24 protein-coding genes are annotated in these 26,431 nt (G+C 43.0%); 8 read left to right on the top strand and 16 right to left on the bottom strand.

Annotated elements, in window-relative coordinates; genetic code table 11:
• Positions 1 to 42: 42 nt before the first annotated feature.
• From VME0621_RS16295 to VME0621_RS16305, 3 genes are all read right to left on the bottom strand, one after another.
• Positions 43 to 1,173: an MFS transporter gene (locus VME0621_RS16295; RefSeq protein ID WP_062458604.1), complete on the bottom strand. Its 1,131-nt coding sequence runs from the start codon at positions 1,171 to 1,173 to the stop codon at positions 43 to 45.
• A gap of 122 nt (positions 1,174 to 1,295) precedes the next feature.
• The gene (locus VME0621_RS16300) at positions 1,296 to 2,246 is read right to left on the bottom strand and encodes a glycyl-radical enzyme activating protein (RefSeq protein ID WP_062458607.1); all 951 of its coding nucleotides are present in this window, start codon (positions 2,244 to 2,246) and stop codon (positions 1,296 to 1,298) included.
• A 70-nt stretch (positions 2,247 to 2,316) separates the two neighbouring features.
• Positions 2,317 to 4,608 (bottom strand): pyruvate formate lyase family protein, encoded by a 2,292-nt coding sequence (locus VME0621_RS16305; RefSeq protein WP_062458610.1) that lies wholly within the window; start codon positions 4,606 to 4,608, stop codon positions 2,317 to 2,319.
• A gap of 261 nt (positions 4,609 to 4,869) precedes the next feature.
• On the opposite strand from VME0621_RS16305, the gene VME0621_RS16310 reads away from it, so the two are divergent.
• The gene (locus VME0621_RS16310; RefSeq protein ID WP_062458612.1) at positions 4,870 to 5,556 is read left to right on the top strand and encodes a GntR family transcriptional regulator; all 687 of its coding nucleotides are present in this window, start codon (positions 4,870 to 4,872) and stop codon (positions 5,554 to 5,556) included.
• A gap of 303 nt (positions 5,557 to 5,859) precedes the next feature.
• Positions 5,860 to 7,779: a PTS fructose transporter subunit IIABC gene (locus VME0621_RS16315; RefSeq protein WP_006069343.1), complete on the top strand. Its 1,920-nt coding sequence runs from the start codon at positions 5,860 to 5,862 to the stop codon at positions 7,777 to 7,779.
• A gap of 129 nt (positions 7,780 to 7,908) precedes the next feature.
• Here the strand turns inward: VME0621_RS16315 and VME0621_RS16320 are convergent, their stop codons facing one another.
• The 7 genes from VME0621_RS16320 to VME0621_RS16350 all read right to left on the bottom strand — a co-directional run bounded on the left by VME0621_RS16320 (position 7,909) and on the right by VME0621_RS16350 (position 12,837).
• A complete protein-coding gene (locus VME0621_RS16320) occupies positions 7,909 to 8,730 on the bottom strand; it encodes a hypothetical protein (RefSeq protein ID WP_062458614.1) in 822 nt (273 codons plus the stop codon).
• 17 nt (positions 8,731 to 8,747) lie between these two features.
• The gene (locus VME0621_RS16325; protein ID WP_062458616.1) at positions 8,748 to 9,128 is read right to left on the bottom strand and encodes a hypothetical protein; all 381 of its coding nucleotides are present in this window, start codon (positions 9,126 to 9,128) and stop codon (positions 8,748 to 8,750) included.
• A gap of 217 nt (positions 9,129 to 9,345) precedes the next feature.
• Positions 9,346 to 9,537, bottom strand: coding sequence for a YqaE/Pmp3 family membrane protein (locus VME0621_RS16330; protein WP_062458618.1), 192 nt, complete (start codon positions 9,535 to 9,537; stop codon positions 9,346 to 9,348).
• Between the two features lie 226 nt (positions 9,538 to 9,763).
• Positions 9,764 to 10,378, bottom strand: a complete 615-nt coding sequence (locus tag VME0621_RS16335; protein WP_062458621.1) for an outer membrane beta-barrel protein — start codon at positions 10,376 to 10,378, stop codon at positions 9,764 to 9,766.
• Between the two features lie 97 nt (positions 10,379 to 10,475).
• On the bottom strand, positions 10,476 to 11,486 hold the full coding sequence (locus tag VME0621_RS16340) for a DUF1989 domain-containing protein (protein WP_062458624.1): 1,011 nt from the start codon (positions 11,484 to 11,486) through the stop codon (positions 10,476 to 10,478).
• Between the two features lie 118 nt (positions 11,487 to 11,604).
• Entirely contained in the window at positions 11,605 to 11,904 is a 300-nt protein-coding gene (locus VME0621_RS16345) for a hypothetical protein (protein WP_006069349.1), read from the bottom strand.
• A gap of 12 nt (positions 11,905 to 11,916) precedes the next feature.
• Entirely contained in the window at positions 11,917 to 12,837 is a 921-nt protein-coding gene (locus VME0621_RS16350; RefSeq protein WP_062458626.1) for a DUF1989 domain-containing protein, read from the bottom strand.
• 253 nt (positions 12,838 to 13,090) lie between these two features.
• On the opposite strand from VME0621_RS16350, the gene VME0621_RS16355 reads away from it, so the two are divergent.
• Both VME0621_RS16355 and yghU read left to right on the top strand, forming a co-directional pair.
• Complete coding sequence (locus VME0621_RS16355; protein ID WP_167542832.1) at positions 13,091 to 13,966, top strand: LysR family transcriptional regulator; 876 nt, start codon at positions 13,091 to 13,093, stop codon at positions 13,964 to 13,966.
• Between the two features lie 132 nt (positions 13,967 to 14,098).
• Positions 14,099 to 14,959 (top strand): glutathione-dependent disulfide-bond oxidoreductase, encoded by an 861-nt coding sequence (yghU, locus tag VME0621_RS16360; protein WP_062458630.1) that lies wholly within the window; start codon positions 14,099 to 14,101, stop codon positions 14,957 to 14,959.
• 76 nt (positions 14,960 to 15,035) lie between these two features.
• Here yghU and VME0621_RS16365 read toward each other — a convergent pair whose 3' ends face one another.
• The 3 genes from VME0621_RS16365 to VME0621_RS16375 are packed head-to-tail and all read right to left on the bottom strand — an operon-like array spanning position 15,036 to position 17,277.
• Positions 15,036 to 15,356: a DUF202 domain-containing protein gene (locus tag VME0621_RS16365; RefSeq protein WP_062458633.1), complete on the bottom strand. Its 321-nt coding sequence runs from the start codon at positions 15,354 to 15,356 to the stop codon at positions 15,036 to 15,038.
• Positions 15,337 to 15,693, bottom strand: a complete 357-nt coding sequence (locus tag VME0621_RS16370) for a YidH family protein (RefSeq protein WP_062458636.1) — start codon at positions 15,691 to 15,693, stop codon at positions 15,337 to 15,339. The genes VME0621_RS16365 and VME0621_RS16370 overlap by 20 nt, the downstream gene beginning before the upstream one ends.
• A 51-nt stretch (positions 15,694 to 15,744) precedes the next feature.
• On the bottom strand, positions 15,745 to 17,277 hold the full coding sequence (locus VME0621_RS16375; protein WP_082795509.1) for a sulfatase-like hydrolase/transferase: 1,533 nt from the start codon (positions 17,275 to 17,277) through the stop codon (positions 15,745 to 15,747).
• A 175-nt stretch (positions 17,278 to 17,452) separates the two neighbouring features.
• Between VME0621_RS16375 and VME0621_RS16380 the strand changes: the two genes are divergently transcribed.
• Positions 17,453 to 18,265, top strand: coding sequence for an AraC family transcriptional regulator (locus VME0621_RS16380; RefSeq protein WP_062458638.1), 813 nt, complete (start codon positions 17,453 to 17,455; stop codon positions 18,263 to 18,265).
• Between the two features lie 122 nt (positions 18,266 to 18,387).
• Here the strand turns inward: VME0621_RS16380 and VME0621_RS16385 are convergent, their stop codons facing one another.
• Positions 18,388 to 20,145, bottom strand: coding sequence for a sodium:solute symporter family transporter (locus VME0621_RS16385; RefSeq protein ID WP_062458640.1), 1,758 nt, complete (start codon positions 20,143 to 20,145; stop codon positions 18,388 to 18,390).
• A gap of 10 nt (positions 20,146 to 20,155) precedes the next feature.
• Positions 20,156 to 21,316, bottom strand: coding sequence for a glycoside hydrolase family 88 protein (locus tag VME0621_RS16390; protein ID WP_062458643.1), 1,161 nt, complete (start codon positions 21,314 to 21,316; stop codon positions 20,156 to 20,158).
• A gap of 326 nt (positions 21,317 to 21,642) precedes the next feature.
• On the opposite strand from VME0621_RS16390, the gene VME0621_RS16395 reads away from it, so the two are divergent.
• The 3 genes from VME0621_RS16395 to VME0621_RS16405 all read left to right on the top strand — a co-directional run bounded on the left by VME0621_RS16395 (position 21,643) and on the right by VME0621_RS16405 (position 25,862).
• Positions 21,643 to 22,893, top strand: a complete 1,251-nt coding sequence (locus VME0621_RS16395) for a carbohydrate porin (protein ID WP_062458646.1) — start codon at positions 21,643 to 21,645, stop codon at positions 22,891 to 22,893.
• Between the two features lie 68 nt (positions 22,894 to 22,961).
• Positions 22,962 to 24,113 carry an anaerobic sulfatase maturase gene (locus tag VME0621_RS16400; protein ID WP_062458648.1) on the top strand — a complete coding sequence of 384 codons (1,152 nt, stop codon included), beginning with the start codon at positions 22,962 to 22,964 and terminating at the stop codon, positions 24,111 to 24,113.
• Positions 24,114 to 24,125: 12 nt separating this feature from the next.
• Positions 24,126 to 25,862, top strand: coding sequence for a DUF4955 domain-containing protein (locus VME0621_RS16405; RefSeq protein ID WP_062458650.1), 1,737 nt, complete (start codon positions 24,126 to 24,128; stop codon positions 25,860 to 25,862).
• A 58-nt stretch (positions 25,863 to 25,920) separates the two neighbouring features.
• Here the strand turns inward: VME0621_RS16405 and VME0621_RS16410 are convergent, their stop codons facing one another.
• Positions 25,921 to 26,307 carry a hypothetical protein gene (locus VME0621_RS16410; RefSeq protein WP_038230703.1) on the bottom strand — a complete coding sequence of 129 codons (387 nt, stop codon included), beginning with the start codon at positions 26,305 to 26,307 and terminating at the stop codon, positions 25,921 to 25,923.
• Positions 26,308 to 26,431: the final 124 nt, after the last annotated feature.

The following is a 26,431-nucleotide window of genomic DNA, read 5'->3' on the forward strand; positions in this document are numbered from 1 at the left end:
TCAAAACGCCCTAAACTATTAGGGCGTTTTGTGTTTATTAAGTTATACGTTGCGTGAGTTCTTAATAGCTACGATCATCACAAGAAGTACAAAGTACAGTCCAAGAAGCGGAAATGCAGAACCGACAGGCAAAGTCGAAGCAACAAACGAGACCAACGCCGTACACAACCAACTGCCCGAAAAAACAATGGCATTAGCGACTCCGGCAATATGCGGGAAAGGTAACAACGCCTTTCCCAGATATAACGGAAATAGCATTCCCAGAGAAACTATAATCACAGCAACTGGCAACAAGAACGCCAACAAATTCAACCCATAAATATACTGAAATGACATACCAATCACTAACGCGGCTAGCGACGCGGTGATTGCAACGTTGGTTTTCCGTTCAGCGGATACACTAAATAAAAAACGATTCGCCAAATTACCTAGCAACCAACATGCACCCAACGCTAACGCAATATTGCCATAAAACACCGGACTATAACCCAAACGAGACTGGATGATAAAAGGGCCGACGGTATTGAACGCTGGCAAAATACTGTAGAAAACACCACAAATGATGGCTGTGCGTTGAAAGTTTCGATTTAAAACGATCTCGGTAAAATTGCTTTTAATTTGCTCCCCTCGTAATGGCTGCACAATTTGCAGTGTTTCACGAAAAAACAAGCAAAGAAAAACGCCTCCTAATGCGACCCAGATTGCCAGAGCGATAAAGACAGATTGCCAACCAAACATAGATTCTAAATGACCGCCTACAAACGGAGATAAGGTAATTCCCATCGCAAACGAAATCGTAATCCAGTTAACCGCTTTCAGATACTCCGCTCCATGATACATATCTTTGATTACTGCCCTGCCTCCAACACAAACTAAAGACACGGCTAGTCCTTCAACCAGTCGAAGTACAATTAAGCTGTAGATATTGGGAGAAATGATGGACAGGAGCAAGGCAGCAACCAGCAAGAAGACTCCGATAAGCATTGGTGTCTTGCGGCCGTATGCATCGACAATAAAACCAGCAACTAACTGCCCAAGGCCAAACCCCAACATTGCTGACGTAAATGACCATTGAGTTACCGTTTCAGTAGCCGAAAACTCGGTTTTGATGGAAGGAAGAGATGGCACCACAATATCCACTACTATCCCACCTAGAGAGATGAGCAGGTACATAAGAATTGCGAGGTTATTTCTTTGCTGGTTAGTCATAGCAAGTAATAAAAGTATCAATTTGGCGGTATATCTACTCTTTTAATCCTAGTCCTCCTCAACGTCTAGATAACGAAAATTCACAACTAACTCAGCGTAACGTTAATCTCACCATAGCGTTTTATCGATTCAATCCAAGAGTTTACTTCGTTGTCGTCAGGCATTTCCGCATCGACATCATACGTTTTGCCAATTTCGGTCGCTTTTCCTTTGCCAAAATTATGATAAGGAAGCACCTCGACCTTTTGGATATTTGTCATAGACTTCGCATGCTGTGCTATTGCCGCAAAGTGGTCATCAGAAAGGTTGTAACCGGGGATCATAGGGCAACGTAGAATCACTGATGCGTTGATTTCGTTAAGCAGCTGAAGGTTGGTATCTACCAAGCGGCGGGTCATGCCCGTTAGCGTTTTATGAAGCTCATCTCCGGTGGCCTTGTAGTCAAATAAGAACAGATCGACATACGGCGCTATCATTCGATAATGTTCCGTTTTGGAAGCACCATTGGTTTCAACACACACATGCACATCATTAGCTTTGCACATTTTCGCCAACGCTAAACAAAATTCGAATTGCTTAAGCGCTTCCCCACCGGATAGTGTAATACCGCCGCCTGACTTGTCGAAATACACCTTGTCTTTAATGACCTCAGCAAAAACCTGTTCTACCGTCATCTCCTTCCCATAGATCTTGAGTGCATCTTGCATACAAGCATCAACGCATTGACCACAGGTTTGGCAAGCTTCAAAATCAACATTGTGGTTACCTTCAGCATCAAAACTATGTACATTGTTAGGACATACTTGCTCGCAGCGACGACAACCAACACATTTATCCGCATTGAACGCGAGCTGTTTCTGAGCGCTCAGTGATTCAGGATTGTGGCACCACACACATTTCATTTGACAACCTTTCATAAACACTGCCGTTCTAACACCTGGGCCGTCATTGACACTGAATTTCTGGATGTCGAATACCACACCTGTAGTTGATGATTGAGCGAAGGATGTTTGAGAAGTAGAGTCTTTGATGAGCATGTTTTGCCTCATAACTGTCGCAAGAAAAAAGGGCGAACCTAAACTACCGTGTTCGCCCAATCGGAGGTGTTTAGTCGTTAAGCGTGCGATTTAGAATTTCTAGCTGTACGTCTTTATCTAGGTTGACGAATTTGGCACTAAATCCACCCACACGAACCACAAGATTCGGGTATTTTTCGGGATTGTGATAAGCATCTTCAAGCTCACCTTTGCCAACTACGCTGACCATAATTTGTGGCCCGCCCTGTTCAAAGTAGCCATCCAGTAAAGCTTCAACGATCATGCGTTTGTTTTGGTACATGTTCTTACTGAACTTCATGTTTTGCACCGAACCCGCATGTATCTCGGCTTTCAATTTTGCCAGCGAGTTTAGCATCGCCGTTGGTCCGTTTTTATCAGCACCACTTTGCGGATTGTTGGCATTACTCATATAAACACCAGTATGGCGGCCATCAGCCGACGCGCTGGTTGCACGTCCCCACTCAGTGTTCACTTGGTTATTGATGATGACTACCAAGTAGCTATCCATACCCACTTTTGCTGCGGAATCTTTAATGCCGTTGCATATGTACTCGTGCATTTCCACTGCGATATCATCGACATACGCATCATCATTACCAAACTTAGGTGCGTTGATCAGATCGTATTTCATACGGTCATAACCATCAAAATTGACGCGTAGTGCCTGAATAAGCTCGCTATAACTGTATTTTTTGTCCTCAAAGATGACTTTTTTGATTGCCGCTAAAGAATCGTAAGCGTTGGTGTTGCCGTACGTTTCGTTAGTACCACCCAACTTATACACGCCACCATCCAGTAGAGCTTTACTACGACCAATACAGTCATCCGTCAAAATACTGGTAAACAAGAAACCCACTTCCTGATTCATCACTTGATAAGAGAATGCTTGAGCTTTCGAGGTCAGTTCAATATAGAAATCCAGCAGGTCTTTGTAGTTCTTGACCACATCATCAAAGCTTGTGACTTGCTCAGGTTGTAGCAATGTGGTGCCGCCACTTTTGTTTTGACCGTCCCAGAAGTCCGTGCCGCCTGTAAGCGAAATGTTTAGAATTTTTAGGATGTTGATACACGTGTTCGGAGTTCCAACACTTTTACCAGATAGCACAAATTCACCACAGCCGAATGGAACATAGTGTTGTGCATCTTGTTCGGAAATCTGCATCGAGTTCATTACGGCAGGTACGTTCACATCATCATTATAAAGAATCGGATAGGTCAGACCTTCGCCAATCGCTTCTAGGGCATCTTGGTAAACACCCTGATTCATCCCTTTGTAAATTCGAAGTGTAAACTGTGGCTCAGTATCTTTGTTCTCACGCACGGCCTGAATCGCAAGCTTGCAATAAACATCCGCGGTTTCAGGATTGCGTCGCCCAAGACCTCCGACAACGACGCGACCATTAACCGTGGTTTTACGAGCTTCAATAAGGCGATAGTGTGATCGAATATAATTGATGGCCTGACGTTCGGTAATGCGCCCAGCCTCCAAGTCAGCTACTAGTAAATCACCTAAATAATCATCCATACGACCAAAGTTAACCACCCCAGAACATAAGCTATACAACCATGAGAGTTGGATACCTTGTAAGAATGTTTGTGGTTTATCGTTGCGAATGGTATTGAGCGCATCTATCAAATCATTCATTTGATGTTTGCGCGTTAGGTCAGTGGTGACTTCAAGCTGTTTTGCACACAGTTTGATATGGTGATCAATGACCTGTTCAACAATATCAAAGCAACCCAAGAAGGATTCATGCAGCGTAATAGCTTTTTTATCGTCACAAGCGCGAGCAGAATCGAGCTTGTCACCAATTAGGCGGCGCATACCGCCGATACCATTATCAATCAGCTTATTGTAATCAAGGTACATGCCGCTAAGGCGCGCTGTAGCAATAGCAGGGTAGTTTACGTCAACAAACTTACCAAGTGTGGTGTCGGTTAACGTTTGTCGGAAGTAAATGGAGCGCGTATCTCTCTCTTTCCAGTAATCCAACAATACGTCTACTCGACTATGGTCTTCAGAAGAGAGTTCCGTTTTAAAGGCTTCAAGTTTGTCAAAATTACAGTAGTGACCCACGCCCCCTACAGAAGTCACACTACCAAAACCAATAGGCAGAGCGTCTAGACGACCCACGACGATATCTTCCGATTCGATTTGGCGGAACAACACAGGATAGAGTTCAGACAAGCAAGCCACTTCTCGTTTATAAAGATTTTCTTCGCTTTGATGGGCTCGCGTATACGCTTCCATAATTTCAAGCTGCATTATTGCGGGCTTCTCACATGGAATTTTCTTGTTTACGTCTACTTGGCTTGGATTATTTTCGATTTTGGATGACATGGTAGGGCTCCTCGTATCTTTATGAGATAACCATAAATCCACACCAAAAATATGTAAATACAAATATTATTGATTTTGCCAAAATGATGATCGAGATCATGCATCAAAAAATGTTACTAACCACTTTGTTTTGGAATGGGCTTTTCTGGTAACATCTTAAGTATTAACGGATAGTCTCTCGATACCTCTTGCCAGATATGTGTTGACAGGTATAGGGTTAAGAGGCTTTGGTCAGCAATTTGTATAGTTGTAAATGAAGTAATGAAATACGTAGAAGTTTATCAAGCAATCAAGGCTGACATTATCAACGGCCTTTCTCCAGCTTGGTCTCAGCTCGAAGGTGAGCACGCACTATCAGATAAATTTGGCGTCAGTCGCCCGACATTAAGAAAAGCGATTGAGAAGTTAAAACAAGAGTCTTTTGTGCACTCCAGACAAGGCTCTGGGATTTTTGTTAATCCGCCAGAATTCTATCAAGACAATAATTTAACCAGTATTTCTGAGCGAATAAACAAAGATACGGACCTAAAAAACATCGTGCTAGAATTTAGTTCAGTCCTTGCAGATCAATCACTTGCAGATAAGTTTCGTTTAGACGTTGGCGCCAGTCTTCATCACTTCAAACGAATGCGTATTATCAATGGTGAACCCGCTATTCTTGAAGAAACTTGGATGCCTAAGAGTTTATTTCCTGATTTTACAGAAGCTCATTGTGAGCACTCTGTTCTTACCTACGTGGAGCAAGTTGCAGGGCATAACATAAGTCATGATGCAAAAACCATCTCCGGCAAGATGCTGAATGATAAAGAAGCATTCCTGCTAAGAGTCGAACCCGGACACTTGTGCCTTTCTATCCAACATAATGTGTATCTCCTGCATTCAGTACTTGCGCAATACACAATTGAAACCTTGGCTTCAAACGAACTGACCACTGTATCAATACGCTGATTTATCAGCACCTTATTGGCGGTTTCATCCTATTAAAACCGCCTGTGCTCTGTCCTCAACTACCCCACACCTTTGGTTAAAGCCCAGTCAAAATTCACCACTTGACTTAACAAATATTTTTGTGATTTTGAAAGCGCTTTGGTTTCCAATATTCGTTATCCACCTCACAGTTCACCACAAATCAGCATACCCACACACAATATAATGATTTAGATCAATCTCTATCTACAAAACCATTACTAAGATTATTTTAAATTTGTAAATACATAAATTAAAAATCCCTACCAAGAAGAGATCTACATTATGATGAAAGAGATCCTAAACGCGCAGCTAATCAAGCTTGATTTGGCGGCAACCGACAAGGACGCGGTATTCAATGAATTAGCAGATGTGCTAGTCAATGCTGGCAAAGTATCTGACAAACAACAATTTGTGAAAGATGTCTGGGCACGCGAAGAAACCGGCAACACTGGCTTTGAAGATGGCATTGCACTACCACATGCCAAGAGCGCCTCAGTTGTTTCGCCAGCGATTGCCGTTGGTATCAGCAAACAAGGCATCGAATACGGCGCGGAAGACGGACAACCTTCTAATATCTTCTTTATGATTGCTTCGCCTGAAAAAGCGAGCAACTTCCATGTCGAAGTCCTTGCGAAATTATCTTCAAAGATAGTTGAGCCAACATTTTTAGAAAACCTACGAAGCGCGACATCTAATGAAGAGGCGCTTGCCTTATTAGTGGCAGACGACAAAGCATCGCAACCAACTGTCGAAGCTACCAAAGGCTTTATTATTGGTGTGACGGGTTGTCCGGTAGGGGTTGCACACACTTACTTAGCAGCAGAGGGCATCGAAAATGCTGCTGCCGAAATGGGGTACGAGTGCAAAGTTGAAACAAACGGCTCTGTCGGTGTTAAAAACATCCCTACCGAAGAAGAAATTGCGCGTGCCGATGCCATTGTTGTGGCTTGCGATAAACAAGTTGATCTTAATCGCTTTAAAGGAAAACGCGTTATTATCACTGGCGTCAAAAAGGCCATCAAAGATGCTGACAAGTTGATTGAACAAGCTCTTGCCGCCCCTCTCTATGCGGGTGACGGTAAGTCGAGCGCGAGCCAAGCGACAACGAGTCCTGGTGGCTCAGGTAAAGACCTATATAAGTACCTAATGAATGGCGTATCTCATATGATCCCATTTGTAGTTGTCGGCGGTATTTTGATTGCCATTTCCCTAGCTATCGGCGGAGAACCAACACCGGGCGGCCTTGCTATTCCTGAAGGCAGCTTGTGGAACAAGATTCTTGATGTCGGCGTGGTCGGCTTCACCTTAATGATTCCGGTTCTAGCGGGTTATATTGCTTACGCTATCGCGGACCGTCCAGGGCTTGCGCCGGGCCTCATTGGTGGCTGGATTGCCAACAACGGTTCATTCTATGACGCTGATGCTGGTACAGGCTTTATTGGTGCCATCATTGCTGGTCTCTTGGTTGGTTACTTCGTGAAATGGATTGTCAGCTTCAATTACTCGAAGATGATTCAACCACTCGTTCCTATTATGATCGCGCCAATCGCTGGTTCGCTCTTTATTGCCGCCGTATTCATTTTCATCATCGGAGCCCCAATCGCAGGCATCATGGAAACCATGAACAACGTCCTAGCGAACTTATCAACCGGTAACGTAATCATCATTGGTTTGGTCATCGGTTTGATGCAAGGTTTCGATATGGGTGGTCCATTTGGTAAGGTCGCCTTCCTATTCAGTGTTGGTCTGATTGCCGAAGGACAAACTCAGTTTATGGGTGCACAAGCGGCAGCCATTCCAGTTGCTCCATTAGGTATGGCATTAGCTGCATTCCTCGGTAGCCGCATGAAACTGTTCGAACGCGAAGAAGTCGAAAACGCAAAAGCAGCAACCGCTATGGGTATGGTCGGTATCTCCGAAGGCGCTATTCCGTTCGCTGCACGTGACCCATTTGCTGTAATTCCTGCGAACATGATTGGTTCAGCAGTAGCTTGTGTGCTTGGCTTTACATTCGGTCTAACTTGTAACGTTGCACACGGTGGTCCAATCGTCGTTCTACTTGGTGCGTTCAACAAACCTGTTCTAGCATTGCTCGCAATGGCTATCGGTGTTGTTACTACGGCCGCTGTTGCGATTACGCTGAAGAAGATTCGCTATAACAAAGCGCAAAAAGAGCAAGCGACACAGTTAGCAATGAGCTAAGTCCCTTGCATATTCGTAGTCTCAACCATTAGTAACCATGCTACGTCATAAGCCAGCAGTGAACTCTGCTGGCTTTTTAGTTTAGCCAAATACGCACAGGTCGGCTCACTGCAATCATGACAGTCCGGGTTATCGTTTACACATTAAATAGAGTTTCGATTTTGGAGTAGCAGATACGCTTTTTCCACTAAGAAACGCGGCTTGTTCCTCATCTAGCCAAAAGGGTAAAGCTGTGGGCCATGCAGCCACATCAATATGACGTTTTAGAGCTTCAATATCCGGCTTAGTTACTAAACTTGCATTTAGCGATAGGCACGTCTGCTTCGCTACTTCATAGGAAAAACGCTGCCAACGTTGATTGACTTCCCAGTTAGAAGTGCGTTGACTTTCCGGATAGGTGGGAATAAAGAAGACCTGTTCGCCAACCTGTTGCTGATTCTCAAGAACAACCTTTGATTCGTTGTAACTCTTAAGGACTGAAGTCATTTGACTGTGATTCGCAGAGATTAAAACGTGCTGCCGGAGAAAAGTCTCTTTTTTAATCAGACTAGAAATATAACGTCCAACCACCTTGGCATCGATATATTGAGAGTAAGGACCACTCAAGCATCGATAGTACTCTCCATCAAAAGATTGCACTAGGTTGCTTTGCGTAGCAATTGCCACCTTTCGGTGAGTATCGTCAACATGAAATGGTTTAGAAGAGGCCCCACATTGAACCCAATAAAAAGCCGGCTTTTCGTCAGGTTGATCATTTCCATACAGCCCCTTACCAATAGGACAGTCTGATGATAGTAGCGGCAAAAATGATGAGTATCGCGTTGTATCACAACGCTCTTGCACATACTCGGTAACCGCACTTTCATGCTCAACCGCTAGCAGTGGGAAGCTATAGATAGGTAAGACGGTTAGAACGAACCGTTTGTAGTGAGAAGTCAGCAAAAAGTACATTCCCAGGGCGAATCCCTCTACAGCACTTCTGGAACCATCACGACCTCTCGCGCTGACGCTTCATCAATGCATTCGTTTAGCCACTGGATTCGTGCTTGCAGTTGTTTACATTGAAGCTTAGCGGAAGAAGTTTTCTTCCTGTCATGAGCAACATTTTCGAGATAAAGCAGAACGTTGTTCAGTGCGTGTTGAGTTTGGTGCAAACCACTGAGCAAATGTGAATGTAAGATATCACTAGAATCCATACTTACGCTTGCCATCAATTTTGAGCACAGCTCATCTCGTGTTGCAGGGAATGCTAGTTTTCGCCCGAGCCAATTGGCAAGTGCTTCTCTCCCCTCTTTTTCAACTATATATTGTCGTTCTGTTGGCTGATAGCTGTGCTCGGTCGTACTCATACTAATCCAACCATGCGAGATCATTCGTTTTAGTTCGGTGTATACCTGTTGAGAGTTAACTTGTCAGTATGGTAACGCATTGATAGTTCGAACTAACGTCGCACCATTCACCGCTTTTGTACTAAGGTGAGTCAATAAAATGTATTTGAGTGCCATATTCGGCAGATGATTCAAGGAGTTGGTTTAACATTCTCTAGAGCTAAGTTCAAAACCTTCTCTATTCATCATCTAAGGCAACGTTTTTTTTCATATCTGTTTCGTATTGATTCAGTGCGTACATAGACCAAATAACCGCAGGTATCCAACCAATTAAAGTTATTTGCAGAATCAAACAGATCACTCCCGCAACAGGTTTTCCGATTGTGAAAAATTGCAACCATGGAATAAGAATCGCTAGTAATAGTCTCATTAGTGTTTCTCTATTGACCAAAAAGTTGGTCATCTACCATTGAAAATATTGCACTAGTATATCTTTCACTCGAAAACAATGATGTCCGATTATTCTTGCTTTGTTTCCTTCATTCTTAACAGGTTGGCATCTATTAGAATCCGCGAACTCAGCCAATGCGCCAATTAATTACGGCAACCTAAAAACAAAGCCAGAAGAAATCAGGCGATCTCCTCTGGCAATTCATTTAGAACTTAAACCCGACGGTAAAACCAAATTGGGCGTTCTCTTTCACTGGGGTTCGCACTTCTTGGTTTCCGGTCATATAAAGACTTTGTACTCTTGCATCTGCATAAATACCCACAGGCGTGGTTAGCCTTAACCCTGCGGCAGACGTCAGATAATTTCCTGAAAAATTACCACTATACGCACCAATGTTGTCTTGATTTCCGCTGTGGATGACGGCTAATGGCCCCGTGTTGTATGACTCAATAGAGCCACTTACGTGTGCGCCGCCAAAAGCCGCATACGGCTTTAAACCCCAGCCGTCCGCGATATTAAAAGCATAGCCGACTTCGCCTTCAATTCGCGCATCGTATCCATCAGTTTTGCCACCATACAGCGCATCAGAGGAGTAGTGATTGTTCTCACCATCGAATCTCATTAATGAACCATTAACTGAGAAAATCCGATTAAAGTCATAACCAACCTCTATTTTAGGCTGTGCCTTTAATGTCCCTACCCCATCCACTTTCATCCCTGTTGTTGCTCCGGCTCCGATACGAAAACCAACATAGTCATTGCTTGCCTGAGCCATGCTCGAGAAACCCGTTACCAGTGCAACTAACAGTACTTTTTTCATTTACTACCTCTGTCTTTAGAAATGACGCGCAAATAGCGCAAGTTACAACCGCCTAACCCCGCAAAAAAGCGGGGGAAGAAGGAGGAAGAGGTATGTACTACCTTGAAGCTAAGTGGGCTAATTCGACAGGTAGTTTAATCTCGTCGACTGGGCAATCATGGGCTAGCGTTTGGTCGCGCTTGGCGACACGCTCCAATGCAGCTTGTTCCCAACCTTGAATCCGCTTAGTGGCTTCGCCGTGTATAGGAGCAATACCCGTGTCATACACTTCAATAAACACATCGTTATTCTTAATCTTTGAATAGCAGGTGTGTTGGTCTCCATAAGGACAGTTTGAAATCACAACATACAGGTCTTTTTCTGCGTACCACTCAATCGCCGTTCCATCTTTCACAGGTGGGGTGGGACACATTCGAGCTCGCGTAATTCTGTTCTCATCTTGGGTAAAGCGATTGGCTTGAAAGATATTCCAATCATTACGGTCCGAGAAAAATTGAATCACTTCCTGACGCAAGGTGTCATCTTCAATGTTAGCAATGGCAGGAATTCGCCCAAAGCCATGAATAAAGTTCTCATGACAAGAGTTACGCACGTTTTCTTTACCTTGTGCCAATCCAATCAACTCAGGAGAACAATGCGCTGCTAACCAAATATGAGAGAAACCTTCTGGTAATTCGTCATATGGGAACTCATCTTCCACCAGCGTCGCCATCTTTTCGAAATGACGGCTTTGAGACCAAATACCGGAATAGAGTCTTTGGTTAAGCCCTTCAACAGCTGTAGAGCTTAAATGACAGCTGTATTGCTCTAAGTCTGGAGTTACCATCAGCACGTCCATAATCTGAGTACGACCATTGTTACCTTTTGCGTTTGGACGCTGCTCAATACGAATAACCTGACCTTTTTTCACTAAGAAGGCATTACCGGTTTCTGCTTCAAGTACGTCCGTGTAAACCAATTGACGTTTTTTACCAGACTTAGTCGCTCTCACTTTTTGGTAGAAGTCCAAGTCTGGGCTGATTGCTCTCGCAAACGTCTCTACTGGATCAACATCAGAGTTATAACTAGAGTCGAAGTTTTCTACTTGATTTACATGTTTATGGCACATAAGTATTTACCTATGATTGCAACATCCATGTAGGCTACGGCCGAGGGTTCCTGGCTCGACTTCAGAAATTTAGTAAGCGTCCTTGCTCAGTTTTTGTCCTTTAGAAGATTGATGTCTGTTACTTACTATTGCGCTTTGAAGATTTAAACAACGTCTTAATCTTGCGCTTTATCAAGCCTACGAGAGGCTTTCCTAGAATGGCGATGGAGCCAAATAAAATGACTTCATTAATGGCAAACCCAATGCCGACTATCGATACCGTTTGTTCTGCTGACCAACTCATTGAAGCACCTAGCGCTCCAAGTCCTGCTGGCACAGCAAACATTCCTATGTTGGTAATAATGAAGGCAACCAGCGCCACCTTCTTTATCGGAGTATCAACCAACATTGTTAGATTTGAGTCTGGTTGATTCGACATAAAGACCCCTCTCTATTTAATCGAGTTATCTTTCGTCGCAATACGTTGGTAGATTCGTTCTTCCCAACCACCGATATCTCCCAAGTGTTTGGCTTCCGGTTGAATTCCCGTGTCATAAACGCTCACATACACTGGGTTAGGACGAGCCTCTGGGTAAGGCAATGCTTGGTCTGCATAAGGACAATTGCTTACCACTACATAAATGTCTTTTTCAGCATAGAACTCACAGCCGACACCATCATCAACCGTCGGCGTAGGAGCTAAGACACAGCGCGTAATACCATTATCGTCTTGAGTGAATTTATTTGGTTGGAACATGTTCACATCATTTCGGTCAGCAAACGTCTGTACCACTTGACGTCGTAGCGTTTCATTTTCAATAGCTGCAATTGCCGGGACTCGGTTGAAGCCTTGAATAAAGTTCTCTTGGCAGCTATTCACGTTGCCTTGTTCGCCATAACACATATGTAGCCATTCAGGGCAGCAATGCGCTGCGAAGAAGATGTGACTAAAATCTTCATCCATTTTTTCGTATGGAAACTCATCTTCAACCAAGGTTACGATTTTCTCCATATAACGGCTTTGTGACCAAACTGCGCTGTACAACCTTTGATTCAGACCTTCTACCGCGCTGGTATTCAGGTGGTCACCATATTGTTCAAGATCTGGAGTAACAAAATGAACGTCAATGATTTGAGTGCGATTATTGTGTAGGCTTGGACGCTGTTCAAAACGAATGACCTGACCTGCTTTCACCAAAAATGCATTACCCGTGTGAGGTAACAACACATCATCATAGACATGCTGGCGTGTGCCATTGGCTTTAGTGCCACGAACGTCTTCATAGAAAGCGACGTTTGGTGAGACTTTACGCTCATAGGTTTTTACTGGGTCAATGTCTTCGTTGTATACAGATTTGATGTCAGTTGTCATGGTCTTTACCTTCTCTAACTATAATAAAGCGCGTCCGTTCAACTATGTATTGTCAAAACGTTGTTGCCGTTTCCCCCTCTGACAACGCTTATATTAGTCATTTTTTCTGAAATACAAATTCAGTAAACCTTAAGAATAATTGACAGAACAAAACAAAAACCTTAGCAGCTACCCCGAGTTGCAAAGCTCATGAATTCACCTAACATTAAGTGTTATCTACAAGATGAAGAACTTAGGTGTAAGTTTTACTGACATGTTAACTGTTAATCTGCTCCAACTTCAGGCATTCGTTCTCGCTGCGGAAACAGGTTCGTTTTCTGCCGCAGCTAGAAAAATGAAAAAAACTCATTCAGCAATAAGCATGACCATCTCCAATTTAGAGTTAGATGTTAATCAAGCGTTGTTTGATCGTGCCACGCGAAACCCCACCTTGACGGCAGCTGGAGAAGTTCTTCTAAAAGAGGCCAAACTTGTCCTAGCACAATGTGAAAATTTTGAGCGCTTGGCTAATGAACTTGACCCAGAAGAAGAAACGGAATTTACCTTGGCGCTGGATAGTGTTTACAGCGTTCCGATGGAAAAAGAGATTCTGACGTTGCTCGCCGACAAATTTCCAAAGCTTAAACTTAAACTGGTCGAGAAGCCTTCCTCCGGAGTTATTGCATCAGTAGTAAAAGGTGAGGCTAACATTGGTTTCACTCTGCTAGAGCAGCCTATTTTTAGCAATCTAGGATCCATCGCTCTACCTTCAGCGGAGCTACTATACGTGGCTAGTCCCGAGCACCCACTAGCCAAGCTGGAAAAGGTGACACTCGTGGACTTACAACGTCACAGGCAAGCCTATCTTTCCCACGACGTCAACGTTAAGGATACCAGCATCTCAGCCAACGTCTGGGAGTGTGAGTCTATATCAGCGGCCAAGACAGCTATCGCCTATGGAACTTGCTGGGGAATGGCGGTTGAACCCTTTATTCGACCGCAAATTACTTCAGGACAGCTCGTTAAACTCAATGTTGAGTCATCGCTCAAAAAGAGTATTCCTGCGGCTTTGATATGGAAAATTGGTGATGAGTCCGGGCGAGTACACAACGCAATTCGAGCTTTGTATACCAAACCAGAGCCGAACTAAAAGACCATCAACTTTCTCGTCATATAATATAATTGAACGATTGTTCAAAAGGTTTGCGATACCCGTAAAAACGAGTTAGGATTTTTTTATCAAGTCGCAAAACAGCTTCCATTCAATGCATTAGGAGATGCTATGAGTAACGAATATATCCCACCTAAAGTTTGGACTCACGACAGTGAAAGCGGCGGCCAATGGGCTAGCATTAACAGGCCGGACTCTGGAGCACGTCATGAGCAAGCGCTGCCTGTTGGAGAGCATGCTTTACAGCTTTACTCTCTCGCTACACCAAATGGGCAGAAGGTTACCATCATGCTAGAAGAGCTGCTTGCTCTGGGTAAATCTGACGCTGAATATGACGCTTACTTAATCAACATTGGCGAAGGCGATCAATTTGGTTCTGGCTTTGTGGACGTTAACCCAAATTCAAAGATCCCTGCACTGCTTGATCGTTCCGGTGACACACCTGTACGGGTATTTGAATCGGGTAACATCCTACTCTATTTAGCAGAGAAGTTCGGTGCCTTACTGCCGCGCGATCCTGCTAAGCGCGTTGAAGCTATGAACTGGTTATTCTGGCTTCAAGGCTCAGCCCCTTACCTTGGCGGCGGTTTTGGTCACTTCTACGCTTACGCACCAGAAAAGTTCGAATACCCAATTAACCGTTTCACTATGGAAACAAAACGCCAGTTACATTTATTGGACGCTAGACTCGCTGAGAATCAATACCTTGGTGGCGACGAATACAGCATTGCTGATATCGCAACTTGGCCTTGGTATGGCAATCTAGTGATTAACAATCAATACCATGCCGCTGAGTTTTTAGACGTTGAAAGCTATCCAAACCTCATTCGCTGGGCTAAAGACATCGCAGCACGACCAGCTGTTCAACGTGGCCGTATTGTTAACCGCTCTTGGGGCGAAGAATGGGAAACACTCGCAGAACGTCATAGCGCTGCTGATATTGATGCAGTATTGGCGAAGCAGCCTAAGTAAATATTAAGTCGTTGCCATTAGCTTTTTGTTGCTAGTGGCAACCTTAACAAAAACCTCTCAAATCATATTTATAGCGTCATGTGCCAACGACAATGCCAACTCCATACAAAAATGCCGCCATGCCCAAAGACAAGGTAATGATCTTGTAACGTCCAGCTTTGCGCCGAATACATGTAGACGATACGAAATACAACGAATAGTAAGTAGCAATACTTAGAGCGGAAGCAAAAAACAAGGCAAAAAGCCAAGTTCCCCCCTCATAATCTAGTGCTTTCTTAAGGATAGATAGAGCGATTAAAAAGGATACAAACAGAGTTCTGAACCATGACAATGTCGTGCGTTCAACTTGTAACCCTGCGTCACTTTTTAACGTAGCTTCATTGGATGAATGAATCACTATAGATACTACTCAGTAAAACAACGATAACTAACACCATTAAGACGGGAATGATTTTTATGGCATTTGAATAACTAAGATTCGAGTTAAGCCGCATTGCTATCTCATTTCCTCGCCAATTAGAGTAAGCAAAGATCGAGCAGATAATTGATACAGCAAGTAGTGCAATACAAATCAATGGCTTATAAAACTCATCGTTGAGACTATTAGCCAACTGGTCAACGGCTATAGCGGCTGTAAAAAAACCTAACGCTGTACGAATCCACGCTAAATAGGTTCTTTCATTTGCCAAAGTAAATCTATAGTCAGGGTCATTACCCTGCTTTCTCCAAGACATAATAAGCCCCCTAAAAAGCGGGAATGAACCCGCTTGATAGTTACTTTAATTCTAGACTGGTTTAAGCATTTGCATATCTTCCGAGCTCACTGGAAGATAGCGTGCATTGTGTAAACGATAGGATGACCAATATCCCATCCAGCGAGGATCAGATAAAAGCAAATCTTTCGCTTGCGCGACAATAGACTCTTTATGAATTAGGTAATCACTCGAATCCAATAGGTTTGTTTGATCATCACGATCTAGATGGTGCAGTTCTTCGAAACCTGTAGTGGCGTTGTAGCCATAGAAGTATTTCTTATCCTCAATATCCACCTGAAAGCCAAATCCATAATTACAGCCAACATGAACTCCAGTCTGATAAACTTGCGTCAGAGGCCGACGCTCTTCTCCTTGCATCACTTTGGATAGGTTATCACCTTCCATCTGCGGTGGTATTTCAATACCCGCAAAACCTAGAATGGTTGGTGCTATATCAATCGCTGAAACTGCAACCTTACTCACGGTTTCAACAACTCTTTCGCTCTTAGGTGGCTTAATCATTAATGGAATACGAAAGATGTCAGGTTGGAAATAGGAACCTTTATCCGCCATAGCCATACGACCATTCATATCACCATGATCGGCGGAAAACACTATCGCCGTATCGTCCCACAATCCTTCCTGCTTTAAAAACTGAATCAAATGACCGATTGCATGATCAACCACTTCAACTTGGAGCAAGTGACAAGCAATGTAATCAGAGACCATATCTTCGTCATACATACCCCAATACTGTTGATAAAGTGCATATATCGGGTTGTCAGGCTCTACTAGATCAAAACTATCAGGAAGCGTAATGGCTTCTTTTATCTCCTGATAACGTTGCTCTAAACCACTAGGGACAGAGTAGGGTTGATGAGGGTCAAAAAACTCTAACTGACTAAAAATAGGCTTATTTGGAGCTTGGATTCGCGACGCTTTTATTTGGTTAATAGCCAACTTTGCAAGAAAAACCGAGTAATGTGCATCTAACGGGAAATCTGAGCCATCTTGTTGTTCAATCCAACCACCAAAAGAGTTCGCGGGGGACATCTTATCTATTTGTAAACCTCTAAGCTCTTTTCGATATTGTGGAAGTTGAACCCCTTGTGCGGCAAGATAAGTAAGGTAACGATCATCATCTTCTACGGGTGGGCCCCATCGATCCCAGGCATGGACGTTTTCACCAAAAGTACGCACGAACTTTTCAACGCCAACATGGCACTTACCGGAGTGCTTAAGCGAATACCCGATCCGCTTCAAATAGTCTTGGAAAATAATATCATCCAACTCCAAATCTACTTTCATCCCTACAGGTGTTCTTTCACCATTAGATAAGTACGGCGGATGCATTCCTGTAAAAATCGCAGCCCTCGCTGGTCCACATAACGGGCTAGGAGTGAATGCCGAACTGAAAGCAGTACCTTCGTCAGCAATGGCATTGATATTTGGAGTATTAATTACCTTGGATAGAGGACGGTCTGGGTGATAACAGTCCGCTGAAATCATATCCACGGTAATGAAAATTATGTTCGGCTTTTTCTGTTCATTTCTATAGAACATGCCTTTTCTTTCTTTTGGGTTTAAGAAGTCAGAAATCATCGAGGCCTCAAATATTTACAAAAGTGATAGAGCTCTACTATTCGCGCCTTATCACAGACTACTGATTCCTAAAATTAGAGGAAGTTGCTACTATAAACCATAGTAAAAATCCCTCTTGAATGTAAAAAACGAAACTATGAAAAATCAACCATTGCTCATCGAACAATCGGCTGACTCTTGCGGTATCACCTTACGCTCAATGTGGGATGTGCAAGCCGATGCTAACTACCATATCAAATGGCCTAGAGACCGTGTCCTGCCTATACTCCCTAATGCAATCGTTGCCATTTACACCATTCAAGGAAGTGGTTGCATTCAGCTAATTAGTGGGAAAGTTCTTACGGTATCTGCTCCAAGTGTGACATTCATAGACAGTCGAAATATAGATAGCTACTGGACAAATGGAATCGTCTGGAATCTCAATTGGTTTGAGTTTTTGATGCAAGGAGTTACCCCTATTCCATTTGAAGAGCCGATTCCGTTAAAAAACGACGCATACCCAGAAATTTTGAGCGAAGTGAAACTACTGATTGCTTCAAAGTCACCAATCAAACTTAATGCAGCTGTCGCGGGATTTGGATTTGTGTTTTACAAGTGGTTAACCCTAATCGACCAATCAAAGCGCATGAGTAGTCAGGAGAAAACTGTTACCGATATCGTCGCTAAAATGAGTGAAAATATCGGACAGAACATTTCGATAAAACAATTCGCTCAAGAGTCGGGCTATACTGAGCAGTATTTAAGAAAACTCTTTTTGAAATATCTGAGCGTTACCCCCAAACAGTATTACTTAAAACTAAAATTGGATGCCAGTATGATGATGCTCAAGCGCCAAGGCACCAATGTAAAGAGAGTAGCCTTTGAGTTAGGTTTCAACGATAGCTTTCACTTTAGCAGAGCATTCAAAAAAGAATTTGGCGTCTGTCCATCAAGTGTTAATGAAACCTAGGTGTTAGCCATTGCCTAAAACGAAAAATCGTTACATTGCTACTAATTAATCAAAAAAGCCGCAAACATATCTATGTTTGCGGCTTTCTATTTAGTTTGTAGAATAGCGAATTATCTCTATCACTATTTTGCTACACTCACAAATTGAGGCTTGTTAGCTAAGCTTTGCGAATATATCAATGCGCCAACAGCAACAATAAACAATCCACACACTAAGAAATAATATGAGTGTTCATTTGGTACTAAGAAAAAGGCAGAAATTACACCACCAAAAATCAGTGTTAGTCGGCCTAAAATACGGCTCTGCATAATATCTGATTCTTCCATACCCACAGGTGAAACAATTGGCGTCTTTTGATTAATAAAGAACTGCTCTACCGCTTGTTTACGTTCTCCAACTGGTGCTTTGTAGAACAAACCTGTACAGAAGAAGAAACCCACCGTGATAACTAAATGCATAAACTGAGTGATAACTACGCCTAAGTCACCCAACTCTCGACCTGTCAACGATACACCAATTGTCTCAGACACCCATTGTGCATTGAAAACGTTGTTACTGATCAGGCTCACTACAAACCCGAAGCAAACTGTCGCCCAACCTGCCCAGTCAGGTACTCGCTTAATGAACATGCCTAAAGTTTGTGGAATCATCATAGGAATGTTCACCAACCCTGCAAAAATAATCATCATCGAGAATAAACTGATGCCACGTAATTCATTTAAAAATAGAGCAAAACCAATTACGATTAATCCCATGACACCGGTTGCAATGCGACTAGCTCTGAGCTCTTCAACTTCAGTCGCATCTTTGTTAATCATCGGCTTATAGATAGATTTCACAAATGATGCGGCAACAAAGTTAATTCTTGAGTCTAACGTAGACATTGTCGCAGCAAACATTGCTGACACCACTAAACCAACCATCCCAGCAGGAAGTAACATTTGAACAGCAGAAAGATATGCAGCCTGGTTCGCTTTCCCACCTAATTGCGGATACAAAGAAGTAAGATCGATACCGGCACTTGCAGACCACATTGGAGGTATGAACCACATGATACTACCAAATGCGAATAGTAATGCTGTAAGGTAGGCTGCTTTGCGAGCTTGAGCGGAGTCCTTAACACACAAGAATCGAACCGATTGACCAATATTATTCATATCGATAACACGTTGGATGAAAATCGCGCCAATCCACAACAAGAATATCTCTTGGTAATGAATACCGTTACCCGTCCATAACGTGGTGCCTTGCCAATGGTCAGTAATATCCGTGATGCTGTCTACATTGTTCATTACCGCGATAAAAGTCACGACACTGATTGCAACGATCAATAGTGCTTGAAGGAAGTCACTAGATACAACCGCCCATGCGCCACCAGTGATGGTCATAAACACGACAGCCGCTCCAGTAATAACAATTGCTAGTTGAATGTTGATGCCAATAACTGCTGAGATAAAGATAGATACCGCATAAAGCGTGATGGCACCGCCCATAAGACCAGTAATCATATAGATAAAGGTGTAAAAGCGCTCCGTTTTAGCTCCGTAACGTTGACGAATCGCCTCCATCGGGGTGATAACATTTAACTGCCTGAATCTGGGTGCAAAAATACGCGCGCACACCAAATAACCAACTATGTTAAATATAAAAATCCAAACGACTGCAAAGCCATCAATATAAGCTTTACCTGCTGCGCCCGTGAAGGTCCATGCACTAAACGTTGTCATAAACGCACTAGACCCGGCCATCCACCAAACCATCTTACCGCCCCCACGGAAGTAGTCGCTGGTATTTGCCACTTGCTTTCGGAATACAAACCCGAGTAACACCATAAATAAGAAATAAAAAACTATTGCACTTATATCGTATCCTGAAATCATTATTGTATCCTTACCAGAAGTAGCGTTGATGCCCACAAATTCGCATCAGGGCTTCGAGATAATAGTAATCACCATAAGGCAACATATTGTTTGCCATATCTTTAGCGACGAAAGAAGCACCTTGAGACAACAAACCATGAGCCGATTCATCTGCTGTTAAATCACATTGTTCAATGAGGCCTTGTACTAGGTGCATACCCCATTGCTCATAGAAATCCTTCTCTTGCTCGTCTTCACATAAGCTTGCAATCAAGAGAAACCCTGCTGCAGTTATTGCACCTGCTGAGCTGTCTTTGTACGGATGCTCATCGGAAGGTAATCGATAATCCCATACAGGAACCGCATCATCTTGCAAATATGGCATGACAAATTGCGCCAGTTTTTTGGCTAAATCTAAGAAGGATTTATCGCCTGTATATAAATAGGTTTGTGCAAACCCATGAATGGCCCAAGACTGTCCTCTCGCCCAACAAGAATCATCCGCATATCCTTGAAAAGTCTCACCTTTGATGGGCTTTTGTGTAAGAGAGTCAAAGTTAAAAGTATGGAAAGTCGAATAGTCATCACGAACAATATGTTTAGCCATCGTTCTCGAGTGATTGATCGCAGCATCTCGCAATACGTCACTTTTCGTTTGATTGGCGGCCCAGAAAAGTAATGCGGTGTTTTGTAACGAATCAATGATCGTTTTGCCTTGTGTTTTCTCAGGCCCAAGCACATGAGTTTCATTCCAAGCTACGATATATTGACCTAGTCGACGGTATCGCTGATAGAGACTATGCGCAGCCTCAATAGCCATTGATTTATACTCTTCATCTTCAGTAAGGACGTATCCAGCCACACAGCTGAGTGAATATTGAAAGCCGAGATCATGGTCATGCCAATTGGGGTTTACTAAAAGCTCTTTAAAGTACGGTTTGCGCATATGAGCGCTATTTTTGAAGGTACTATCTCCCGTAATTTGATAGCAAAGCCAAAGTTGCCCTGTCCAAAAAGAGGAAACCCAGTCAGACGGACCGCAGTATTTCCACGTGCCATCTTCATTACCTATCTTGGGATTGTTAATGCCTATTCTGGATATATTACGCTTCACGGAGGACATTGCTGCTTGCAGCTGTCCATTAAAATCATTTCTTTTATACCTTTGTGTAGGATATGCGTGTTCTATCATTGCCACTCTTTCCAGGTTGCTTGTTTTATTCATAGAATTGATATTTACAGCCAGTGTATTAAGAGTGGTAATGAACATTCAATGTTAAAAACAATCTAAAAATGAAAAAAAAGAAACTACTTCGGTAATTTTCCTTATTTGGTTTTTATTTTGTGAAAAACGTCACAAAGCCATTAATTGAGAGAGATCACGCTTATAAAACAATATCACCAATAGTTTCGTTTTATTCATTCTTCATTAAATTTCTTCATTCTAATAAAAAAAACAATCCCTTAATTTCTAAAAAAGACATCTTTATCAACAAAAAATAAAACAAGGGAATTACCGTGAAGTATTTGAAGATTAACACCCCACTTTTGGTGTCCTCACTCACACTTATATTCAGCCACAATAGCTTGGCCCAAGACGTAGACTTTTCTAGTTACTTTCGCGCAGGTGCAGGATCCAGCTCTAGCAGTGGTGCAATGGTTTCATATAACAAACAGAAAGTTGGGCGTTTAGGTAACGAGGATGATATTTACCTTGGTCTCGGCCTTGGCACGCAGTTAATGAAGACCGAGCAGCACGATGTGTATTTCCAAACTCGTATGGTCTACAAATCTGATGGTGCAAATGACTGGGAATCAATTAACGACTCGGACACTGACATTATGTTTAAAGAGGTCAATGTCGCAGTTAAAGGACTCATTACGGCGTTGCCCGATACCACCGTATGGGCTGGTAAACGCTACAACCAACGCCACGACAACCATATTATCGACACTTATTACTGGAACGTTTCTGGTACGGGCGGCGGCATTGATTATATCCCCTTGGGGGATGGATTATTGTCTGTTTCTGCTATTCGTTCTGACCGTAAAAGCCAAAATTTCGATGATCCAGGTACCGTCAACAACAAACTGAACGTCAACATTCTTGATGCTCGTTATAAAGGTATCAATCTTTGGGATATGGCCGAGCTCGAAGTTGGCCTTGATTATGGCATGCCAAACGAATCTGACGAATTCACTTTACAGACCCAGAACGGTTTGATGGCCACAGGCTTGATGACCAGTGGAGGTAAATGGGGGAAAAACAATACGGTATTCCAATACGGTACTAATGGCTTTTCCAAAGCACTATTCAACGATCACGCCGGTAAAAACTACTATGCTGAAGTTCAAAAAGACGCATCGGCTTATCGTGTCATGAACTACGGTCTGCTAAACATTAGCGACAGTGTCGTCATTGCCCACTCACTCTACTACACCTCTTCTATCAATGATATTGAGCGAGACCAAACCACAACTCAAAAGACGTTCTCCGCTGTTGCTCGCCCAGAATACCGTTGGGATGATTTTAACAAAACCATAATGGAAATTGGTTATTTCGATGCAACAACCGCGCAAGGTGAAGACCAAGCAGGTAGTAAAATTACCTTAGCTCAAGCTTGGGCACCGTCTAAGAGCTTTTGGGCTCGCCCTGAGCTTCGTGTGTTCGCCACTTACTTCCACGACTATGAGAACCAAAATGCCTTTGGCACTGGTAATGACACTGAGTTCCAAGTCGGCATCCAGGTTGAAGGATGGTTTAAATAACCTTCAGCGCCAGCTGTTACGAGCTGGCGCTATCCACATTGCTATTTATAGACGTTAGAGGCTACTTCATGCAATCTCCCCATTCTTTTCACGTTATGGCCAAACCAACCGGCTCACTGTGCAATATTCAATGTGATTACTGTTATTTCTTGGATAGAGAAAAAGAACTCAAGCAGCCGTCTTCGAAACTGATGTCTGATGAAACATTGGAGCGTTATATCCAGTCTTACATAGAAGCGCAGCCAAATGATCACGTGGTATTTAGTTGGCAAGGTGGAGAGCCGACATTGTTGGGGTTAGCCTATTTCGAAAAAATAATCACATTGCAAAAGCGCCATAATCCTTTAGGAAAAACCATCCATAACGACTTACAAACAAACGGAATCCTACTCAATAAGCAGTGGTGCAAATTCCTTAAAACTCATCGTTTTTTTGTCGGGTTAAGTATTGATGGCCCAAGGTTTATTCATGACTACTACCGTCACAGTCGAGGTGGGCGCCCAACTTTGGAAAAAGTAAAAACAGCCGCTCAGTTATTGCATAAGTACAACATTCCTTTTGCTACACTCACATGTGTCACAAGTCACAGCGCCTGCCATGCCATAGATATTTATCAATTTCTTCGTGATGAGATTAAGTCGCGACAAATGCAGTTCATCCCTATAGTTGACCCAGAAGAAATCGAACAAAGCCGTCAATATATCATCACAACAAAACCAACCTACTCTATCACTCCATCATCTTGGGGCACTTTTATGAAAGAGATATTTGATGAGTGGTACAGTCGAGATGTTGGTCGTATTTATGTGCCATTTTTTGAGGATTGCATGGCTGTTTTGCTCGGACAACCTAGCTCTTCTTGTATTACAAGTGAAGAGTGTGGCCGAGCGTTGGCTATCATGCAAGATGGTTCGGTGTATAGCTGCGATCATTACATCCAAACCAAACACCAACTTGGCAGTATCAAGCAGCTTTCTCTGGCAGAGATGGCAAGCTCAGCGCGCCAAATAGAGTTCGGAAAATCCAAGAAAAGCACTCTCCCACCAGCTTGCAAACAATGTCCATACCTTCGTTATTGCAATGGCGGCTGCCCGAAAGATCGCATTGCACCTTCACAAGATGAATCTCCACAAAACTACCTTTGCTCCGGTTTGCATGCTTTCTACAACCATGCCATTCCACAACTAAAACAGCTGGCGACAAAGCTGTATAACCATTAATAAGGGATCATTATGAAACAAAAGGTTATCTTACTTTCTTCAATGTTATTACTCGCTGCATGTAAGGATTTAAACAGTCCATATTGGATTGATTTTGTTGCTAGTCGGGATAACGATACTGGTTTACTAGACACATCAAACACTCTGGCTCCAGAGCGTGTTTTGAATGACTACTCGTATGCTGGGTACTTACGAAGTGATACTCCTCTTCCCACGCAAACACCAACGCTTAGTAATTCAATCTACAAGGTGACAAACGTTCAAAATTACGGTGCAAACCCTAATGACGGAGTGAGTGATAAGCAAGCCATAAAAAACGCCATCGCGGCTATCAAAGAAAGTCGTCAACTTGCAGCAGGTTCATCCGAAACCATCGACGTTCTCTATTTCCCTAGCGGTACTTACATTATTAATGATGCTACTGATGATGCGTCAATTGATCCGGAGATTCTTGATGACATCAAGAATAAACAACCTATTTTTATCGACCTTGATCGGATCGTCATTTTGGGAGACGGTGTAGGTATAACGACCCTAAAAATGGAAACTAACCTAAAGCCAGAGAATCCATCGAAAAAATGGACCACTCCTCATATGCTTCAAGTGGGAGCACGCAGCTCAGATATCTATAGCAGCGCTGACGTAGTGCTCACATCCACTATCCCAGGCGGTTCAACCAACTCACTTACCGTAGATAATGCACAAGACTTTATGGTAGGAGATAGTGTTGAGCTAAAGAGTCTCATAAAGCGCAGTAATGCGATTGAAAGTGCTATTAGTCCATACCTTATAGAGTACAAAGCTTCTTCTCCTGCTACACCAGTATGGAGTAACCTGCTAAAAGGCTTAGACAAACGCGAGAAACACACAATTCGCAACATTGACGGAAATACACTTCACTTTTGGACACCTGTAGCACACTCTCTCAAGCCCCAAGATAGCTGGCAAGTTAACAAAATTACTTCGTATTCCAACATAGGTATCGAGAATCTGACTATCTCCGGTAATTGGCAAGATAATTTTGTACACCATCATGATGCACTTCATGACAGTGGCTACAGTCTTTTATCATTACGACAAGCTCACGATAGTTGGATTCGGAATGTAGAGCTCCGAGATTTCAACCAAGGTGGAGTACTCTGGAACACGTATAATGTGACAGCTAATAACATCACCCTATCTGGCACACCAGGGCATTTAGCCTTCACGATTATGTATGGCAACAATAATCTCATTGACGGAATGACGGATAACTCAAACGCTTGGCACGCTCCTGGCGTTTCAAAGTATTCGATTTCCAATGTTTATAAAGACAGTCATTATGGACCGAACTCTTCAATCGACTTGCACGGCGAACAGTCCATGCATAATCTATTCGATAACATGAATGGAGGCTGGATATATGGACGTTGGGGAGCAAGTTCAGGCAACCAGCCTAATCACCTTCATGGCCTAACGTTTTGGAATCCTGTTAATACCGCACAAGACAGTGCAGACTTTATGTTCATGAAAGACGACGGCATTTATGGCCGCATTATAATGCCTTATATTATTGGAATGACAGGTAATGAATTTTCTGTCGCACCTAGATCAAAGTACATCAACACCATGATCGAGAAAGGCACAGCAGCATACACTGATGTTCCCGAAGATACGGAAAAGCAAGCCTACATCGAATCACTAGGTACGGCAGTTAAACCCACATCACTTTTCGAAGCACAATGGCAACTGCGTCATAAGCAGCCATAAGGTTTTGCGAGCAAAACACGGGAAGAGGCCACTAGACTGTTGGCCTCATTTTATTGAACTAGAAATACACCCTAAAACCCGCTCTGGCCTCCAGCTCTATATCAAATTGATCCAAATAGATCGCTGGGGTCACGTCTACATAAAACCCCACAGGCTTCACTCTAAATTCCGCTCCGATTCCCGGTGTAAAGGCGATATAACGACTATTGCGATTCACATAGTGCCCACCTGCGAAAAAATAAATCGGCGTATTCTGTATGCCAAAAACTTTGTTGACACCAAAGCCCATTTTATCGTCGAGGCTGACGTTAAAACGTAAATCATTGTGTTTAACATCAAGTCCCCAATAAGGGTCGCCAACGAATAAGCCAATACCGGTGTCTGCTTTAGCCATTGATACCGAAAATAGTGCAATGACTAGGAGTAGTCTGATACGTTTTTTCATTACTGTTCCACTGCTTGTAAAAGCCGCCAAAGTAAGTCAGTAATTTCAATATATTGTTAGCGGTCTATGGGCTTGACCTATGTTTCACAGTGCTGAATAACACTTGAGCAGAATTGACGCAGGC

The sequence above is a fragment of the Vibrio mediterranei genome, assembly GCF_900088415.1.
In the GTDB taxonomy this organism is placed as follows: domain Bacteria; phylum Pseudomonadota; class Gammaproteobacteria; order Enterobacterales; family Vibrionaceae; genus Vibrio; species Vibrio mediterranei.

What these genes read in the sequence shown, in the direction of transcription:
- VME0621_RS16295 (WP_062458604.1), bottom strand. Translation starts at nt 1,173, where the DNA reads ATGTACCTGCTCATCTCTCTAGGTGGGATAGTAGTGGATATTGTGGTG.
- VME0621_RS16300 (WP_062458607.1), bottom strand. Translation starts at nt 2,246, where the DNA reads ATGCTCATCAAAGACTCTACTTCTCAAACATCCTTCGCTCAATCATCA.
- VME0621_RS16305 (WP_062458610.1), bottom strand. Translation starts at nt 4,608, where the DNA reads ATGTCATCCAAAATCGAAAATAATCCAAGCCAAGTAGACGTAAACAAG.
- VME0621_RS16310 (WP_062458612.1), top strand. Translation starts at nt 4,870, where the DNA reads ATGAAATACGTAGAAGTTTATCAAGCAATCAAGGCTGACATTATCAAC.
- VME0621_RS16315 (WP_006069343.1), top strand. Translation starts at nt 5,860, where the DNA reads ATGATGAAAGAGATCCTAAACGCGCAGCTAATCAAGCTTGATTTGGCG.
- VME0621_RS16320 (WP_062458614.1), bottom strand. Translation starts at nt 8,730, where the DNA reads ATGTACTTTTTGCTGACTTCTCACTACAAACGGTTCGTTCTAACCGTC.
- VME0621_RS16325 (WP_062458616.1), bottom strand. Translation starts at nt 9,128, where the DNA reads ATGAGTACGACCGAGCACAGCTATCAGCCAACAGAACGACAATATATA.
- VME0621_RS16330 (WP_062458618.1), bottom strand. Translation starts at nt 9,537, where the DNA reads ATGAGACTATTACTAGCGATTCTTATTCCATGGTTGCAATTTTTCACA.
- VME0621_RS16335 (WP_062458621.1), bottom strand. Translation starts at nt 10,378, where the DNA reads ATGAAAAAAGTACTGTTAGTTGCACTGGTAACGGGTTTCTCGAGCATG.
- VME0621_RS16340 (WP_062458624.1), bottom strand. Translation starts at nt 11,486, where the DNA reads ATGTGCCATAAACATGTAAATCAAGTAGAAAACTTCGACTCTAGTTAT.
- VME0621_RS16345 (WP_006069349.1), bottom strand. Translation starts at nt 11,904, where the DNA reads ATGTCGAATCAACCAGACTCAAATCTAACAATGTTGGTTGATACTCCG.
- VME0621_RS16350 (WP_062458626.1), bottom strand. Translation starts at nt 12,837, where the DNA reads ATGACAACTGACATCAAATCTGTATACAACGAAGACATTGACCCAGTA.
- VME0621_RS16355 (WP_167542832.1), top strand. Translation starts at nt 13,091, where the DNA reads ATGTTAACTGTTAATCTGCTCCAACTTCAGGCATTCGTTCTCGCTGCG.
- yghU (WP_062458630.1), top strand. Translation starts at nt 14,099, where the DNA reads ATGAGTAACGAATATATCCCACCTAAAGTTTGGACTCACGACAGTGAA.
- VME0621_RS16370 (WP_062458636.1), bottom strand. Translation starts at nt 15,693, where the DNA reads ATGTCTTGGAGAAAGCAGGGTAATGACCCTGACTATAGATTTACTTTG.
- VME0621_RS16375 (WP_082795509.1), bottom strand. Translation starts at nt 17,277, where the DNA reads ATGTTCTATAGAAATGAACAGAAAAAGCCGAACATAATTTTCATTACC.
- VME0621_RS16380 (WP_062458638.1), top strand. Translation starts at nt 17,453, where the DNA reads ATGAAAAATCAACCATTGCTCATCGAACAATCGGCTGACTCTTGCGGT.
- VME0621_RS16385 (WP_062458640.1), bottom strand. Translation starts at nt 20,145, where the DNA reads ATGATTTCAGGATACGATATAAGTGCAATAGTTTTTTATTTCTTATTT.
- VME0621_RS16390 (WP_062458643.1), bottom strand. Translation starts at nt 21,316, where the DNA reads ATGATAGAACACGCATATCCTACACAAAGGTATAAAAGAAATGATTTT.
- VME0621_RS16400 (WP_062458648.1), top strand. Translation starts at nt 22,962, where the DNA reads ATGCAATCTCCCCATTCTTTTCACGTTATGGCCAAACCAACCGGCTCA.
- VME0621_RS16405 (WP_062458650.1), top strand. Translation starts at nt 24,126, where the DNA reads ATGAAACAAAAGGTTATCTTACTTTCTTCAATGTTATTACTCGCTGCA.
- VME0621_RS16410 (WP_038230703.1), bottom strand. Translation starts at nt 26,307, where the DNA reads ATGAAAAAACGTATCAGACTACTCCTAGTCATTGCACTATTTTCGGTA.